At 38.5% G+C, this 15,719-nt stretch carries 19 protein-coding genes and 1 riboswitch; of the genes, 1 reads left to right on the forward strand and 18 read right to left on the reverse strand.

Annotated features, from left to right (window positions below; all coding sequences use genetic code 11):
• Positions 1-52: 52 nt before the first annotated feature.
• Positions 53-1,054, forward strand: coding sequence for a M23 family metallopeptidase (locus MKX72_RS25155; RefSeq protein ID WP_028412626.1), 1,002 nt, complete (start codon positions 53-55; stop codon positions 1,052-1,054).
• A 30-nt stretch (positions 1,055-1,084) separates the two neighbouring features.
• On the opposite strand, the gene MKX72_RS25160 is transcribed toward MKX72_RS25155, so the two are convergent.
• The 18 genes from MKX72_RS25160 to gcvH all read right to left on the reverse strand — a co-directional run bounded on the left by MKX72_RS25160 (position 1,085) and on the right by gcvH (position 15,622).
• Positions 1,085-1,201 (reverse strand): methionine/alanine import family NSS transporter small subunit, encoded by a 117-nt coding sequence (locus tag MKX72_RS25160; RefSeq protein ID WP_141483520.1) that lies wholly within the window; start codon positions 1,199-1,201, stop codon positions 1,085-1,087.
• Entirely contained in the window at positions 1,201-2,715 is a 1,515-nt protein-coding gene (locus tag MKX72_RS25165; protein ID WP_028412627.1) for a sodium-dependent transporter, read from the reverse strand. Before MKX72_RS25165 ends, MKX72_RS25160 begins: the two co-directional genes overlap by 1 nt.
• A gap of 248 nt (positions 2,716-2,963) precedes the next feature.
• Entirely contained in the window at positions 2,964-3,716 is a 753-nt protein-coding gene (gene yunB, locus MKX72_RS25170; RefSeq protein ID WP_034264201.1) for a sporulation protein YunB, read from the reverse strand.
• A gap of 89 nt (positions 3,717-3,805) precedes the next feature.
• The gene (locus tag MKX72_RS25175) at positions 3,806-4,108 is read right to left on the reverse strand and encodes a YunC family protein (protein ID WP_013059641.1); all 303 of its coding nucleotides are present in this window, start codon (positions 4,106-4,108) and stop codon (positions 3,806-3,808) included.
• A gap of 120 nt (positions 4,109-4,228) precedes the next feature.
• Positions 4,229-5,083, reverse strand: a complete 855-nt coding sequence (locus MKX72_RS25180; protein WP_048021828.1) for a DUF72 domain-containing protein — start codon at positions 5,081-5,083, stop codon at positions 4,229-4,231.
• A gap of 101 nt (positions 5,084-5,184) precedes the next feature.
• Positions 5,185-6,582 (reverse strand): Fe-S cluster assembly protein SufB, encoded by a 1,398-nt coding sequence (gene sufB, locus MKX72_RS25185; RefSeq protein WP_013059643.1) that lies wholly within the window; start codon positions 6,580-6,582, stop codon positions 5,185-5,187.
• 45 nt (positions 6,583-6,627) lie between these two features.
• Entirely contained in the window at positions 6,628-7,062 is a 435-nt protein-coding gene (gene sufU, locus MKX72_RS25190; protein WP_013085338.1) for a Fe-S cluster assembly sulfur transfer protein SufU, read from the reverse strand.
• Positions 7,052-8,272 (reverse strand): cysteine desulfurase, encoded by a 1,221-nt coding sequence (locus MKX72_RS25195; protein WP_013059645.1) that lies wholly within the window; start codon positions 8,270-8,272, stop codon positions 7,052-7,054. Before MKX72_RS25195 ends, sufU begins: the two co-directional genes overlap by 11 nt.
• Positions 8,272-9,579, reverse strand: coding sequence for a Fe-S cluster assembly protein SufD (gene sufD, locus MKX72_RS25200; RefSeq protein WP_028412089.1), 1,308 nt, complete (start codon positions 9,577-9,579; stop codon positions 8,272-8,274). Before sufD ends, MKX72_RS25195 begins: the two co-directional genes overlap by 1 nt.
• A 17-nt stretch (positions 9,580-9,596) precedes the next feature.
• A complete protein-coding gene (gene sufC, locus MKX72_RS25205; protein ID WP_013059647.1) occupies positions 9,597-10,382 on the reverse strand; it encodes a Fe-S cluster assembly ATPase SufC in 786 nt (261 codons plus the stop codon).
• A 238-nt stretch (positions 10,383-10,620) separates the two neighbouring features.
• Positions 10,621-10,986, reverse strand: coding sequence for a carboxymuconolactone decarboxylase family protein (locus tag MKX72_RS25210; protein WP_016765828.1), 366 nt, complete (start codon positions 10,984-10,986; stop codon positions 10,621-10,623).
• A 121-nt stretch (positions 10,987-11,107) separates the two neighbouring features.
• A complete protein-coding gene (locus tag MKX72_RS25215) occupies positions 11,108-11,944 on the reverse strand; it encodes a MetQ/NlpA family ABC transporter substrate-binding protein (RefSeq protein WP_014457885.1) in 837 nt (278 codons plus the stop codon).
• 17 nt (positions 11,945-11,961) lie between these two features.
• A complete protein-coding gene (locus tag MKX72_RS25220; protein WP_016765829.1) occupies positions 11,962-12,630 on the reverse strand; it encodes a methionine ABC transporter permease in 669 nt (222 codons plus the stop codon).
• Positions 12,623-13,648 (reverse strand): methionine ABC transporter ATP-binding protein, encoded by a 1,026-nt coding sequence (locus MKX72_RS25225; RefSeq protein WP_034264210.1) that lies wholly within the window; start codon positions 13,646-13,648, stop codon positions 12,623-12,625. Before MKX72_RS25225 ends, MKX72_RS25220 begins: the two co-directional genes overlap by 8 nt.
• 131 nt (positions 13,649-13,779) lie before the next feature.
• A riboswitch (SAM riboswitch) is annotated at positions 13,780-13,887 on the reverse strand.
• Positions 13,888-14,067: 180 nt separating this feature from the next.
• Entirely contained in the window at positions 14,068-14,367 is a 300-nt protein-coding gene (locus MKX72_RS25230) for a thioredoxin family protein (RefSeq protein ID WP_033580445.1), read from the reverse strand.
• A 14-nt stretch (positions 14,368-14,381) separates the two neighbouring features.
• On the reverse strand, positions 14,382-14,732 hold the full coding sequence (locus MKX72_RS25235; protein WP_025752660.1) for a toprim domain-containing protein: 351 nt from the start codon (positions 14,730-14,732) through the stop codon (positions 14,382-14,384).
• 181 nt (positions 14,733-14,913) lie between these two features.
• Positions 14,914-15,159 (reverse strand): YusG family protein, encoded by a 246-nt coding sequence (locus MKX72_RS25240; protein ID WP_014457881.1) that lies wholly within the window; start codon positions 15,157-15,159, stop codon positions 14,914-14,916.
• Between the two features lie 79 nt (positions 15,160-15,238).
• On the reverse strand, positions 15,239-15,622 hold the full coding sequence (gene gcvH, locus MKX72_RS25245) for a glycine cleavage system protein GcvH (protein WP_014457880.1): 384 nt from the start codon (positions 15,620-15,622) through the stop codon (positions 15,239-15,241).
• Positions 15,623-15,719: the final 97 nt, after the last annotated feature.

The following is a 15,719-nucleotide window of genomic DNA, read 5'->3' on the forward strand; positions in this document are numbered from 1 at the left end:
TTTCTCGCTGCAAACTAGTGTTACACACTATTTTTAGAAAGGGGGAAACACGATGCGCAAAACGATTATCTTACTTTTTATGTTCATGTCTATATTCACAGGATGGCACCACGTAACAGCTGAATCTTCAGCAGATCAAGAAAAAATGCTTATTCAAAAGAGATTAGAGCTGTATAACCAAATGGAAGCCGCTACTACAATTCCTTGGTATTACTTTGCTGGGATTGACCAGTATGAACGAAATATTCGACGCTCTCATAAAGATATTCCAAGAGAAAAAGGTGCGATCGCCATTTATTATCCTCCAGAAAAATGGTCAGGTTCTTTAAATCCAAATTTGGAAGATACAAACCCACTTACTATTTCTCTTCTCGGGGGAATGGGTAAAGATGGGAACGGAGACAAAAAAGCAGACCAATTTAATGATGAAGATATGCTTTTTACCATGGCAGATTATATTCGGACGTTCGGGGTGTCCGAAGACTATATTAAAATTGCGCTTTGGAACTATTATCACCGGGCTAAAGCGGTTGATATTATTTTAGGGAATGCTAAAATTTTTCGCCATTACGGTCGCATTGATTTAAAAGGTTCTTCATTTCCTGTCCCTCTCCGTGCGAACTACAGTTATCGCAGTACATGGGGAGATGCGCGCGGCTGGGGTGGAAAACGAATCCATGAAGGAACAGACATTTTTGCAGATTATGGAGTTCCAGTAAAATCCCCTTGCTATGGCATTATTGAGCTTAAAGGATGGAATAAATATGGAGGCTGGCGAATCGGTATTCGTGACCTTCATAATAACTATCACTATTTAGCTCATTTAAGCGGATTTGCAAAAAATTTAAAAGTAGGACAAATTGTAGAACCAGGAACACTTATTGGCGGAGTAGGAAGTTCAGGTTATGGACCTCCTGGAACTTCTGGGAAATTCCCTCCTCACTTGCATTACGGAATGTATAAAGATAACGGCAAAAATGAGTGGTCGTTTGACCCATATCCTCAGTTAAGAACGTGGGAAAGAAATGATCGTTTAGAACTAAAGAAAAAATAAAAAAACAGGAAGCTAATGCTTCCTGTTTTTTTACCCTGATGGTTTACTTTCTTTTGCTTTTTTCACAGCATGAGCAATACTCGCGGCCAAGCCGCCCCATATGATGACCATCCCTACAACCATCATTGTAATTGAACTTCCATCCATTATTTAGAAACCCCCTTCTCTTTAACTGACAAACGAGTCGCCCCATCTTTCCATCGTGCAAAAGAAAAAGCAATTCCTAAAATAACAGCCAGAGCTGCCACGCCCCAACCAAAAGGACCTACAAAAGTCGTTGCATACTGCTCGTAATTTTCCGAAATATTTTTTCGGAAGTTATCAAACATCATATACCCAAGTACAAGCGGTGTAACTACTCCTAAACATATCTTCCACCATGATCCGATTCGAATATCAGAAACTTCGTTTGCATGCTGCTGAAGGCTGCTCAGCTTTTTAAATACCCAAGCAACTAATACAACTTCTACTAAGCCTGCTAAAGCAACTCCGAAGTTATTAATGAAATAATCGACCACATCTAAGAAATAAAGTCCGCCCTGTGTTGCAAATAATAGGGAGCAAATTGAAGCGATTCCTCCGCCTATTAATACGGATTTTGTACGTGAGATAGTAAATTTATCTTGAATGCCTGCTACAAATGTTTCAATAATTGAAATAAGCGACGTTAACCCTGCTAATGTTAAGGAAGCAAAGAATAACATGCCAAACAGCTGTTTAAAGGCTGGAAATTCATTAATAATTTGCGGGAAAACAACAAAGGCTAGTCCTACGCCTCCCTGAACCACCTTATCGATTGGGATACCTTGCTGAGTAGCCATAAAACCAAGTGCGCTAAACACACCGATTCCTGCTAGTAATTCAAAAGCGGAATTACCGAATCCAGTAATAAACGCATTATTAGTTAAATCAGATTTTTTTGGAAGGTAACTGGAATAAGTGATCATAATAGCAAAACCAACAGATAAACTAAAGAAAATTTGACCATATGCTGCAATCCAAACCTTTCCATCTCCAATTGCGCTCCAGTTTGGTTTAAAAAAAGCGTGCAGACCTTCCATTGCTCCGTCCAATGTTACTGCTCGAATGACAATGATTAAAAATAGAACAATTAGTGTTGGTAAAAAGATTTTATTTGCCGCTTCAATTCCTTTTTTGATTCCTTTTAATAACACACCTAACGTCACAATCCATACAAGTACAAGCGGAATTAAAACATGTAATACGATGCTTCCTGTTTGTCCTGGTGCTTCAGCTAACTTTAAGTAATCTCCATATAAAAACGCTTCCGTATCCTTTCCCCAGCTTAACTTAAATGAAAAGATAAAATACGACATCGCCCATGCGATAATAACGGAATAGTAAACTGAAATAAAAAAGGAAATAGCTACTTGCCACCAGCCTAGCCACTCAGCCTTTGGACTTAGTCTCGCTAATGATAAAGGAGAAGAACCTTTATATTTATGACCTATAGCAAACTCCATGATTAAAATAGGAATCCCTGCCGTCAACAAAGCAAATAAATAGGGAAGAAAAAATGCTCCTCCTCCGTTTTCATATGCAGTAGCTGGAAACCTCCATATATTCCCTAGTCCAATTGCTGAACCTGCTGCTGCTAAAATAAACCCTGCTCTTGATCCCCACTGCGGCCTATTTTCCACCGTAATTCCCCCTCTTGTTCTCTCCCTACTCTCTTTTTATCGCAGATCAACGAGAATTTTTATAATTTTTAGATTATTCTTTCTATAACTTCCTATCTCAAATTATAGAAGGGAGAAGATAGTATGTCAAAATATTTTTTATAGAAAATTCAGACAAATTAACCAATGAATAAAAGCAGGTATGAAAGTCTTTTTGAACTTCCGTACCTGCTTTTTCAATAATACTTTATCACGTTAATATAATATTGTTAATTTTTCTTCGGAAGTTCAATCGCCGGAGAAGACGAGTTTCCACCGTTAAAATAGTCAGGAACATTTCCAGGAATAACGGTGCCTCCGACTGGGATTGTAGCCGTAACGGTTGTTTTTTTAGTTGCAAATGGGATAATGATTTGCATGTTTACTTTCACTTTGATAGATACTTCAAGAAACGCATTATTTATTCCATACTCCTCGATTTTTCGCACTACGTCTGTTTGAACGTCACCAATAGCATGAAATTTAACCGGAATTAGCGGACCCAGATTTCCAAGCAGCGCATTATTAGTCGCTTGCCCAAGCGGAACTTGGTAGACAATTCCTTGATTCCGCAACTTTTCATTTTTTTCAATACGAATATCTGTTGGAAGTTCAAGTGCATCTAAATTCCCTTTCTCTGCTTCTTTTAAGTTAGCCTGGACAAATGACGTAGTTTGAGCTCTAACTCGGTTCACAAGCGCTGTGTCAATTTTGGCTACTTGACCGTTAGGTGTAGATTCCACTTTAATGACATCTACGTCGAGCTGATCGAGTACCTGTTTATTCACCGCTTTATTAATAACTAAAGTTGCAATCTCTTTTGTTTGTGCTTCAGCATATTTCATCAACGTTGGTTCAATCCCTCTATTAATTAGCCATAATCCTACCCCTGTGGAAAGCATAAAAAAAAGAAAGGTGAGCAACAGAACGTAACGAAAAGGAAGCGGGCCTTTTCTTGTTAATTTCCGACGAAGTTTAACCAAAAAAAATCCCCCCTTACAAGCTATATGTATGCATGTATAAGGAGGTTCACGCTTCTTTTAAAAAGTTTTATCTTAAATTCTCGACTATATTAAAGCATTTTCAATAAAGCATCTTTGCCAATTGTGCCTTTAAAAATCCCTCTTTTTTCAGCTTCAAGCGTTACAGATTCAAGCGGCGCTTCAAGAAGCTGCTCAATTGTACGTACACCTACAGCTCTTCCAGCTATTATTTGACGATCAGCTAATTTATCATTTAATAGACCTACATCTAGTGCTCCGCACATAATGTAGCCTTTATCTGATGAAATGGTTAACAAAGTTGTTTTTGGCAGCAATACGGTAACTGCATTAAAAGTATGACCTTCAATTACGATAGGCGCTAAGGTAATCATAGTAGCTCACTCCTTTCTTAATCAATTTATGATTTTGAAAGAAAAAAGTGAGGTTTTACATATACTTTTCTACCTATTTAACGTTTAGAGTAATCCTTATACATTTTATAGACCTCGGTGCTAAAATTCGTTAAAAAAATCTAGTTGCTTAGGAGCTAAATTCTCATATTCAATATTTAATAAGCTCATGAGCTGTTTGGCATTATGTACAGCATCTCCGCCGGAGTTATTATTAAATAATAAGTAGATGTCCTTCGTTTGTTTTTGCAGCTTTTCAAGACGTTCTTTCCACTCTAGGAGCTCTTTTTCATTGTAGCGATACAAAAACCTTACCGCTCGCCAATTGCCTTCTGCGGGCTTATTCCAACCGTGTACGTTTCGTCCATGAAAACGTATAAGTGTTTTCTGTTTATCTGTAGCATGAATCACAGTGGGAATAGATCCTTCTCCTGCCTGCGGTTCATCACAAATACCATGAATCCACTTCTCTTGTTCCATAAACGTTAACGTTTTATCATAGAAAAACGGTTTAAACCAAGATTGATTTCGAAACTCCAGCGCTACTGGCAAATCTCCAAACTTCTCACGGCTATACCTCAAATAGGCTACGTTTTCTTTTGTACAGTCAAACCAAGGCGGCATTTGAAATAAAATCATACCAAGCTTATTTGAACTTACGTACGGCTTCACTGATTCTAAAAATGCATGAAACATTTCTTCTTTGCTATCAAACGGATTTCCTTCTCTCATATGCCCCGTCATGCCTTGATAGGCTTTTACCACAAAACGAAAAGATTCCGGCGTATCATTCACCCACTTTTCTACATTTGACTTAGGTTGAATGGCGTAAAAAGATGAATCGACTTCAACAATTGGAAAATGGCCTGCGTATACGGCAAGCTTGTCTCTTGATGAAACACCCGCTTCATATAATGAATCATGATCTCCCCAGCCTGTAACTCCAATATAAATCATGCCATTCCTCCTCTATTTTCTTAGATTGCTTTTCTTTATTTTAATACAAACGATACAAAAAAACTCGTTTGCTTAAACAGCAAACGAGTTTTTATCTATTATTAACCGATTGAACCTTCCATTTCAAATTTGATTAGACGGTTCATCTCTACTGCATATTCCATTGGAAGCTCTTTTGTAAATGGTTCAATAAAGCCCATTACAATCATTTCTGTCGCTTCTTCTTCAGAAATACCGCGGCTCATTAGATAGAATAATTGTTCTTCAGATACTTTTGATACTTTCGCTTCGTGTTCAAGTGAGATGTTGTCATTTAAAATCTCATTGTACGGAATTGTATCAGAAGTTGATTGGTTATCCATAATTAGCGTATCACACTCAATGTTCGCACGTGCACCTTCTGCTTTACGGCCAAAGTGTACGATACCGCGGTATGTTACTTTACCGCCTTGTTTTGAAATTGATTTTGATACGATCGTTGAAGATGTGTTTGGTGCTAAGTGAATCATTTTTGCACCAGCATCTTGGTGCTGTCCTTTACCAGCAAGGGCAATAGATAATGTCATACCGCGTGCGCCTTCGCCTTTTAAGATAACCGCTGGATATTTCATTGTTAACTTAGAACCGATGTTTCCATCAATCCATTCCATTGTTGCGTTTGCTTCACAAACTGCACGTTTTGTTACAAGGTTGTATACGTTGTTCGCCCAGTTTTGAATTGTTGTATAGCGGCAATACGCGTCTTTTTTGATGATGATTTCTACAACGGCACTGTGAAGAGAGTTTGTTGTATAAACAGGTGCTGTACAGCCCTCTACATAGTGGACGTGTGAGCCTTCATCAGCAATAATTAACGTACGCTCAAACTGTCCCATATTTTCAGAGTTAATACGGAAATAAGCTTGTAATGGTGTATCTACTTTTACGCCTTTTGGTACGTAAATGAATGATCCACCAGACCAAACCGCTGAGTTAAGAGCAGAGAATTTGTTATCCGTTGGCGGGATAACTTTTCCAAAATGCTCGCGGAAAATATCTTCGTTTTCTTTTAGCGCCGTATCTGTATCTTTAAATACGATACCTTGCGCTTCAAGATCTTCTTTCATATTGTGATAAACAACTTCAGATTCGTACTGAGCTGATACACCCGCAAGATATTTTTGCTCTGCTTCAGGAATACCAAGTTTATCAAACGTTTGTTTAATTTCTTCAGGAACTTCATCCCAAGAGCGTTCAGACTTCTCAGATGGTTTTACGTAGTACGTAATTTCATCAAAGTCTAAGCTTGCCATGTCTCCGCCCCACTGTGGCATTGGCATGTTGTAGAAGTGCTCTAGAGATTTCAAACGGAAGTCAAGCATCCATTGTGGTTCCTCTTTCATACGAGAAATTTCTTCTACGATTTCTTTTGTTAAACCGCGTTTAGAGCGGAAAATTGATACGTCTTTATCGGAAAATCCATATTTATAATCGCCGATTTCTGGCATTTTTTTAGCCATCTTTTATTACCCCCTACTTGATAGGATTGGGAATGAATGAAGGTCTTATTTTTGTTCGTTAAGACCTTTTTCCATCGCTTTCCACGCTAGTGTTGCACATTTAATACGCGCAGGAAATTTTGCTACACCTTGAAGTGCTTCAATATCTCCTAAATCTATACTATCATCATACTCTTTACCTTGCATCATGTCAGAGAAGATATGGGCCATTTTAAACGCTTTGTCTACTTCTTGACCTTTAATTGCTTGTGTCATCATTGAAGCTGATGACATTGAAATTGAACACCCTTCACCTTCGAACTTTGCATCCACCACTTTGCCGTCCTCTACTTTTAAAGAAAGTTCAATGCGGTCTCCGCACGTCGGGTTATTCATATGAATGTTCACAGTATCTTCATTCAATGTTCCACGATTACGCGGGTTTTTATAATGGTCCATAATTACTTGACGATAGAGAGTATCTAAATTATTAAAAGCCATTTGTAAAATACTCCTTCGTTTTTATTAATGATGACACCAATTTATCTACTTCTTCTTCCGTGTTATACAGATAGAAGCTTGCACGTGCAGTAGACGATACGTTTAAATATTTCATCAGCGGCTGCGCACAGTGATGACCTGCACGAATCGCAATTCCATCAGCGTCTACTACTGTTGCAACGTCGTGCGGATGCACATCTTCAATATTAAACGTCACAACACCCGCTCGCTCTTTCGGTCCGTAAATCGTAATTCCATCTACTTGCGATAAGCGATCCAGTGCATATTGCGCTAGCTTGTGCTCATGTGCTTGAATGTTATCTAAACCAACTTCTTCTAAGAAATCAATCGCTGCACCTAAACCAATTGCACCTGCAATGATTGGCGTACCTCCTTCAAATTTCCAAGGAAGCTCTTTCCACGTTGATTCGTATAAGTTTACGAAGTCAATCATTTCGCCGCCAAACTCGATTGGTTCCATTTTTTCAAGAAGCTCTTTCTTTCCATAAAGAGCGCCGATTCCAGTCGGTCCGCCCATTTTATGTCCAGAGAAAGCAAAGAAATCACAGTCTAAATCTTGTACATCCACCTTCATGTGAGGCGTACTTTGCGCACCATCCACAACCATTACTGCACCGTTAGCGTGTGCAATTTCTGCAATTTCTTTTACTGGGTTAATTGTACCCAATACGTTAGATACTTGCATAATCGATACAATTTTTGTGTTAGATGTAATCGTGCTTTTCACCTCTTCTAGTGAAAGTGCATGATCTTCTGTTAATGAAATATATTTTAACGTTGCACCTGTTTCCTTGGCAACTTGCTGCCAAGGAATGATGTTACTGTGATGTTCCATATAAGTAATCACAATTTCATCACCAGGTTTAAGATTCGCACGGCCATAGCTTGCAGCTACTGTATTAAGAGCTGTCGTTGTACCGCGCGTAAAGATAATCTCTTCCGTTGATTTTGCATTAATAAACTTACGAACCTTTTCACGAGCGCCTTCGTATCCGTCTGTTGCTCTTGTACCAAGCGTGTGAACACCTCGGTGTACGTTTGAGTTATATTCTTTGTAATACTTCTCAATTGCTTCAATTACAGCAAGCGGCTTTTGTGAAGTTGCTGCACTGTCTAAATAAACGAGTGGGCTGCCATTTACCTCTTGGTCTAAAATAGGAAATTGTTTACGAATATCAGAGATATTCATTATCGAACTTTCCTTTCAATTAAATCCGTTAATTGTTTTTTAACCGTTTCGATTGGCAACTCGTTTACCACTGGTGCTAAGAACCCGTGAATAACTAGACGTTCTGCTTCTGTTTGCGGAATACCGCGGCTCATTAAGTAGTAAAGCTGAATTGGATCTACGCGTCCAACAGATGCAGCGTGTCCTGCTGTTACATCATCTTCATCAATTAGAAGAATTGGGTTTGCGTCTCCACGTGCTTTTTCACTTAACATTAACACACGGGATTCTTGCTCAGCGTTTGATTTAGATGCACCGTGTTCAATTTTACCGATACCGTTAAAGATTGAAGACGCGCTTTCTTTCATAACGCCGTGTTTTAAAATGTAGCCTTCAGAATGTTTTCCGAAGTGTACGATACTTGTTGTTAAGTTTTGAGACTGCTCTCCACGTCCAACTGTTACCGTTTTTGTATCTCCATATGAACCGTCGCCCATTAGATACGTTGTATTTTCTGAAACTGTATTTCCTTCACTCATTAAGCCTAAAGCCCACTCAATGCGACCATCTTTGCCCGCTACGCCGCGGCGGTTCACATAAGTAGTTGTACCTTTAGCTAAGTAGTCAACAGCTCCAAACGTTACTTTTGCATTGCTGTTAGCGAATACTTCCGTCACGATATTGACAACACCGTGTGACTCTTCAGCAGTAGCAATGTAGTTTTCTACATATGTTACTGAGCTGTTGTCTTCAGCTACAACAATAACATGGTTGAATAAAGCTGCTTCTTCATCTTCACGGACAAATACAGCTTGAAGAGGCTCTTGTACTTCTACATTTTTAGGAACGTATACAAATACCCCCCCGTTTAATAACGCTGCGTTTAATGCAGTTAAACGGTGCTCATCTACTTTAACTCCGTCTTTCATGAAGTACTTCTCAACAAGGTCGCTATGCTCTTTAGCAGCTGTTTGAATATCTGTGAAGATAACGCCTTGAGATTTTAGCTCTTCTGTTAACGTTGAGTATGCAGCTGTTTGGTCACGCTGAACATATAGATTCTTAACCGCTTCTGTATCAATCAGTGCTTTAACCACTTCTGGAAGCTCGTCTACAGATGAGATTGTGCTTGCCTGTGAAGTGTGCTTGTCAAAAGCAGTAAAGTTCCATTTCGAAATGTTTGTTTTATCTGGCTTTGGAAGTGCAAGATCTTCTGCTTTCGCAAGAGCTTGTAAGCGAAGATCTAGCAGCCAACTTGGTTCATTAGCTTCTTTTGAAAAGCTGCTGATGTACTCTTGATCAAATGGTAATTTCGTATCAATAGTCATAGAGATCCTCCTAACTCTTAAGCTTCTTGCTCTACAGTTTCGTCTTCAATACCTAATTCTTGTTTGATCCAGTCATAACCTTCTGCTTCTAGACGCTGCGCTAATTCTGGTCCGCCTGATTTTACAACACGACCTTGCATCATAACGTGAACTTTATCTGGTGTAATGTAGTTTAATAAACGTTGGTAGTGAGTGATCATTAAGCAACCAAACTCGCTGCCGCGCAGTTCATTAATACCTTTTGATACAACTTTTAACGCATCGATATCTAAACCAGAGTCGATTTCATCTAAAATTGCAATTCCTGGTTGAAGCATCATTAATTGAAGAATTTCGTTACGCTTCTTCTCACCGCCAGAGAAACCTTCGTTTAGGTAACGCTGAGCCATGTCTTGATCCATTTCTAAGAAATCCATGTTTTTGTCTAATTGACGGATGAATTTCATTAGTGAAATTTCTTCGCCTTCTTCACGACGAGCATTAATTGCTGAACGTAGGAAGTCTGCGTTTGTTACCCCGCTGATTTCACTTGGATATTGCATCGCTAGGAATAGACCTGCACGAGCGCGCTCATCTACTTCCATCTCAAGTACATCTTCGCCGTCTAGCGTGATGCTTCCTTGTGTAACCTCGTATTTAGGATGTCCCATGATTGCTGAAGATAATGTTGATTTACCAGTACCGTTTGGTCCCATGATTGCATGGATTTCGCCGCCCTTAACTTCTAAATTAACACCTTTTAAAATTTCTTTACCTTCAATTGCAACATGAAGATCTTTAATTGTTAAAGTTGACCCTGCCATATTAAAACCTCCAGTTATAGACGTATATAGTAAAAAACGATATACCTATATCTTTTTAATTATTCTCATTTTATTCTCATTACAATCTTATAACAAATGAAAACTTATAGCAACCTTTTGACCCAAAAGGTTTTAAACCATTATGTACGTTTTTTAAGACTAAATCCACTCATAAAAAAGTTGCCTTAAAAGACTCGATAGAGCCTTCTAAGACAAGCTTTTTATCCACTTTATTTACTTAGTGCGTGTGGCTAGTCAGTTCTGAAACACACTCTTGGACAAGCGTAACGGACTGACTCATCGCTGCGCCTCCGCCAAATGCCGCTGATACTCCGCATGCTTCTAAAATTTCTTGCTCAGTTGCACCTTGATCAATGCAGCCTTTTGTATGATAAATCATACAGTACTCGTCTTGAGCTACTACGCTGATTCCTAGCGCGATTAACTGCTTTTCTTTTTTAGAAAGAGAACCTTCTCCAAAACATGCTTCAGTAAACGCATTAAACGTTTTTGTTACTTCCGGCAATTTTTCGCTAAATTTCCCAACACCCATTTTATAATCATGAAGTGCTTGCTCAGTTGAATGACGTGCTTCTTGCTGCATAACGTCAGCTCCCATCATCAGTAAAGTTTTCACGGTTAGTATGCGTGAGAAAAATAAGAGTTATTCGTTTTGATGCATACAAAAAAGCACTTGCCCAGAGTGGGCAAGCGCTTTTCTTCTATTATTTATTTACCGGCAATACCCCGCCTTTGTATTTTTCTTTAATGTAGTCTTGAATTTCTTTAGAGTGAAGAACTTTTACTAAAGCTTTCACTGTATCTTTATTTTCGTCACCTTTGTGAACCGTAATGATGTTTGCATATGGGTTGTTTTCTTTGCTTTCCACTGCGATTGGATCTTTTACTGGATCTAAACCAGCATCGATAGCATAGTTAGCATTGATAACAACAGCGTCACCTTCATTGTTTTTGTACATTTGAGGTAACAATCCGCCTTCAACATCGGCTTTAAATTTTAAATTCTTAGGGTTTTCTACAATATCTTTAATTTGTGCGTCTGTTTTCTTTACGCCTGGTTTTAATTTGATCACGCCAGCTTTTTCAAAAATCGATAAAATACGTCCTTGCTCTGCTACTGCATCACGCATAATAACTGTGCCGTTTTTCGGAAGATCTTTTAAGCTTTTGTATTTTTTAGAGTAGATACCAATTGGTTCAATGTGAATGGCACCGGCACTTACGAAATCATACCCTTTTTCACCTTTATGATCTTTTAGCACTGAATTCATATAAGGAACGTGCTGGAAGTAGTTTGCATCAATTTCATTGTTTGCAAGAGCTGTGTTCGGTAAGATGTAATCTTGGAATTTTTTAATCTCTAAATCAATTCCTTGTTTTTCCAAAATAGGTTTTGCTTGTTCTAAAATTTCAGCATGAGGCGTATTAGATGCACCCACGACAATTTTCTTTTCATCTTTTGATCCATTGTTAGATCCACACGCCGCTAATCCTACTACTAGCGCAGATGTTAATGCTAAAGCTGAAAGCCATTTTTTCATAATAAATAATCCTCCCTTTATCTTTTATCAATTTTTGCAGTAATCGCATCTCCAATAAGTTGGATAATAAATACAATAATCAAAATTAAGATCGTAGCGGCTAGCGTTACGTCATTATGACTGCGCTGGAATCCTTCTAAATATGCAAGGTTTCCAAGACCTCCAGCTCCAATCACACCCGCCATTGCCGTATAGCCGACTAACGCAATGGTTGTTACTGTCAAACCGGAAATCAAAGCTGGCAGCGATTCAGGTAACAGCACTTTAAAGATAATAGTGCTTGTTGTGGCTCCCATTGATTTAGCAGCTTCAATAACACCTTTATCAATTTCACGCAGACCAATTTCTACAAGACGCGCATAAAATGGTGCTGCTCCAACAATTAAAGCCGGTAACGCTGCATTAGCGCCTAAAATACTTCCTACCAATGCTTTGGTAAATGGAATCAGTAAAACAATTAAAATAATGAATGGAATGGAACGAAAGATATTTACAACCGCCGACACAATGGCATATAAAGGTTTGTTTTGCCAAAGCTGTCCTTTGGACGTTAAAAATAAAAGCAAGCCCAATAAAATACCTAGAACAAATGTGGCTACAACTGAAATAGCCGTCATATATAGTGTTTCATTTGTCGCTTGAATAAAATCATCTAAAATAACGTTTGGAAATAGTTTCTCAAGCATTTGTCATTACCTCCACTTCTACCTGCTGCTCATGAATGTATGCAATGACTTTTTCAACTTCTGTTAATTCTCCGTCTAAATGAACGAACAACGTCCCGTATGAACCTGTTTGTGTATGAGAAATCTTTCCTTGCAAAATATTAATCGTTACATCAAACTGTTTTAAAATCGTTGTAATGAGCGGTTGCTCTGCTTTTCCGCCAACAAACGTCAGCTGAATAATTTGCCCGCTTGGATACAGCTCTTTTACTTGTTCAATCGTTTCAAACGTTTCCTCTGGTTCAGAAATCTGTTGAACGAATCGTTTTGTAATCGGCTGCTTAGGTTTTCTGAATACTTCTAGCACTTGTCCTTCTTCTACTACTGCCCCATTTTCCATAACGGCTACTCGATGACAAATTTTACGAATGACGTGCATTTCATGAGTAATCAATACAATGGTTAACCCTAGCTTCTCATTAATATCTACTAACAGATCTAAAATAGAATCTGTCGTTTGAGGATCAAGCGCTGATGTTGCTTCATCACAAAGCAATACTTTTGGATTGTTCGCTAGCGCTCGAGCAATCCCAACACGCTGCTTTTGTCCCCCGCTAAGCTGTGATGGATAAGCATCTTCACGCCCTTCAAGCCCGACTAGCTTAATAAGTTCGTCTACTCGTTTCATTCTTTTTTCTTTTGAAATCCCTGCTATTTCTAACGGAAAGGCAATATTTTCTCGTACCGTACGCGACCACAAGATATTAAAGTGCTGAAATACCATACTAATTTCTTGTCTAGCTTTTCTGAGTTTTCCGCCTTTAATTTTTCCAATATCATTACCTGCTACTTCGACCGTTCCTGTCGTTGGTGTTTCTAATCCGTTTAGCAAGCGAATCAAAGAACTTTTCCCCGCTCCGCTATAACCAATAATTCCGTAAATTTCACCTTGGTTAACGGTTAGATTCACATTATCAACAGCTGTTACTTGACCGCTTTTGGCCTGATAAATTTTTGTAACGTCTGTTAATGTAATCATATTTCTTCACCTTCTTTAATAAAAACTTAATTATGTTAGGTTGCCCTATAGGATGAAAAAGCCGTAAAACAATTTTCCCCATTAAAAAAGCCTCTCTGCGCATGACAGAAAGGCTCGATATTTAATCCTTTCTCTCATCTTTCAAAGCGCATAGCTTTGCAGGAATTGGCACCATTTCAGTTAGTCTGACGGTTGCCGGGTTTCACAGGGCTCAGTCCCTCCACCTCTCTTGATAAGAGTTCGCAACAATTATTTTGTTTTTGGGAAATATTCATTCATTTATGAACATTCATGAGTGTGATTTTAGCATGTGTCAGATAGGCTGTCAACAGATTTTGTTCTTGGGATAATATCCCAAGATTTCAACAGCCCCAACGGTTCGCTCTCTTTCAACTTCTTCATTTTAAACAAACGTTTGATTATCGAAGCTCCTCGAGTACGTGCTCGATGGAATGAAACGCGTAGAGTTTTTTTACCATTTCACCATTTTCCACTTCAATCAAACAAGGTACGCTTTCAATAGAAAATAATTCTGCTTTTGAAGGCATATAATTTAAATTGCTCATTCCGATGGTTACATCCGGCAGCATCGCTTCTGCCACGGTTAACATTTTTTTTGCCAGCTGACATGTCCCGCAAAAAGGCGTATGGAAAAAGATAAAGGCTCTTTCTCCTTCTTTTAACTGATCATCCAGCTGTTTTTCGCTCCATTCTTGCATGTTGCTCATTCCTTTTATGTTAAAAATTCTGCATTAACATCGATATTGGCACTCAGCAATACTGTTGCTATGTGATGTCTAGGGGCGGCAGCAACTTCTCGGTACATTTTATCAATATATAGATGCTCTGCTTCCGGAAGCTCTCGTTTAAATTGTTTTCTCAGCTTATTCCCTGAATCATCAGAGTCAACGAGTATGTATACCTCTTTGTTAAACGTACAGTCAATAATTTCATCCAGCTTTGATAAACTAATCGTACCGTTTGTACAAATAATTTCAATTGGTTCTCGAATGATATCTTGAATACGCTTTTTATCTGACTTTCCTTCGACAATAATTACTTTTTCAATTTCAATTAGCCCCATTTTCATCACCCATAATCGTCAGTTGTATAGTAACATCATTTCTTTATGCTATACAATATTCGTTAATGTATCACAGTTCACCTGTTTTTTAAAAGAAATTTGCAAGAAAGAACTCTTTTAAAAGGCAGTTTAGGCCATATTATCTCTATAAAACAAGAAAAACAGCGGCAGTTGCCACTGTTTAGCACCATCCTGCTTCTTCATCGCAGTCTGTATATTTTTGCGTTTCACCTTGTTTTTGTACGTCCGCGTATTGATAGAACTTATTATTTTCTTGCGAATATCCTTCTTCAAAGCGGTATTCATTGCCGCTTGTTCCGTAGCTAACTTCACCAATTGGCTGCTTATCAACGTATAATTTCATACCGCCGTCATGAAATTTAGCTGTAACGCGATCTGTAACGTCCATTTTTTGTTTTTCAAACATAAAAAGACACTCCTTTAGCTTGTTTACTAATAGAGTGTCCAGTCAAAAACTTTTCATAAAGACAATTTATGGAGGAATATTATCCTTCGTTTGTCATTTCTTCGTATTGCTCTGCTGTCATCAGCTTGTCTACTTGAGAAGCATCAGATGGTTTGATTGTAATCATCCATGCTTCTTCGTATGGAGATTCATTAACAAGTTCAGGACTATCGCCTAAGTTGTCGTTTACTGCTACAACTTCACCGCTAATTGGTGCGTAAAGCTCAGAAACTGTTTTTACTGATTCAACGCTACCAAACGGCTCGTCAGCTTCTACTGTTGCTCCTACTTCTGGCAGTTCAACGAATACGATGTCTCCAAGCTCAGCTTGAGCGAAATGTGTAATGCCTACGCGGACAACGTCTCCTTCTGTTTTTACCCATTCATGCTCTTCAGAATAACGCAAATCTTTTGGTGTACTCATCTTAATCCCTCCAAAATATGTATCGTAATTTGTTTATATAAAAAGCGCCTTCAACGTGGAGAACACTTTCTACAACCTAAAATAACTTCCTATTAAC

The sequence above is a fragment of the Priestia sp. FSL R5-0597 genome (genome assembly GCF_038006305.1).
GTDB lineage: Bacteria > Bacillota > Bacilli > Bacillales > Bacillaceae_H > Priestia > Priestia zanthoxyli.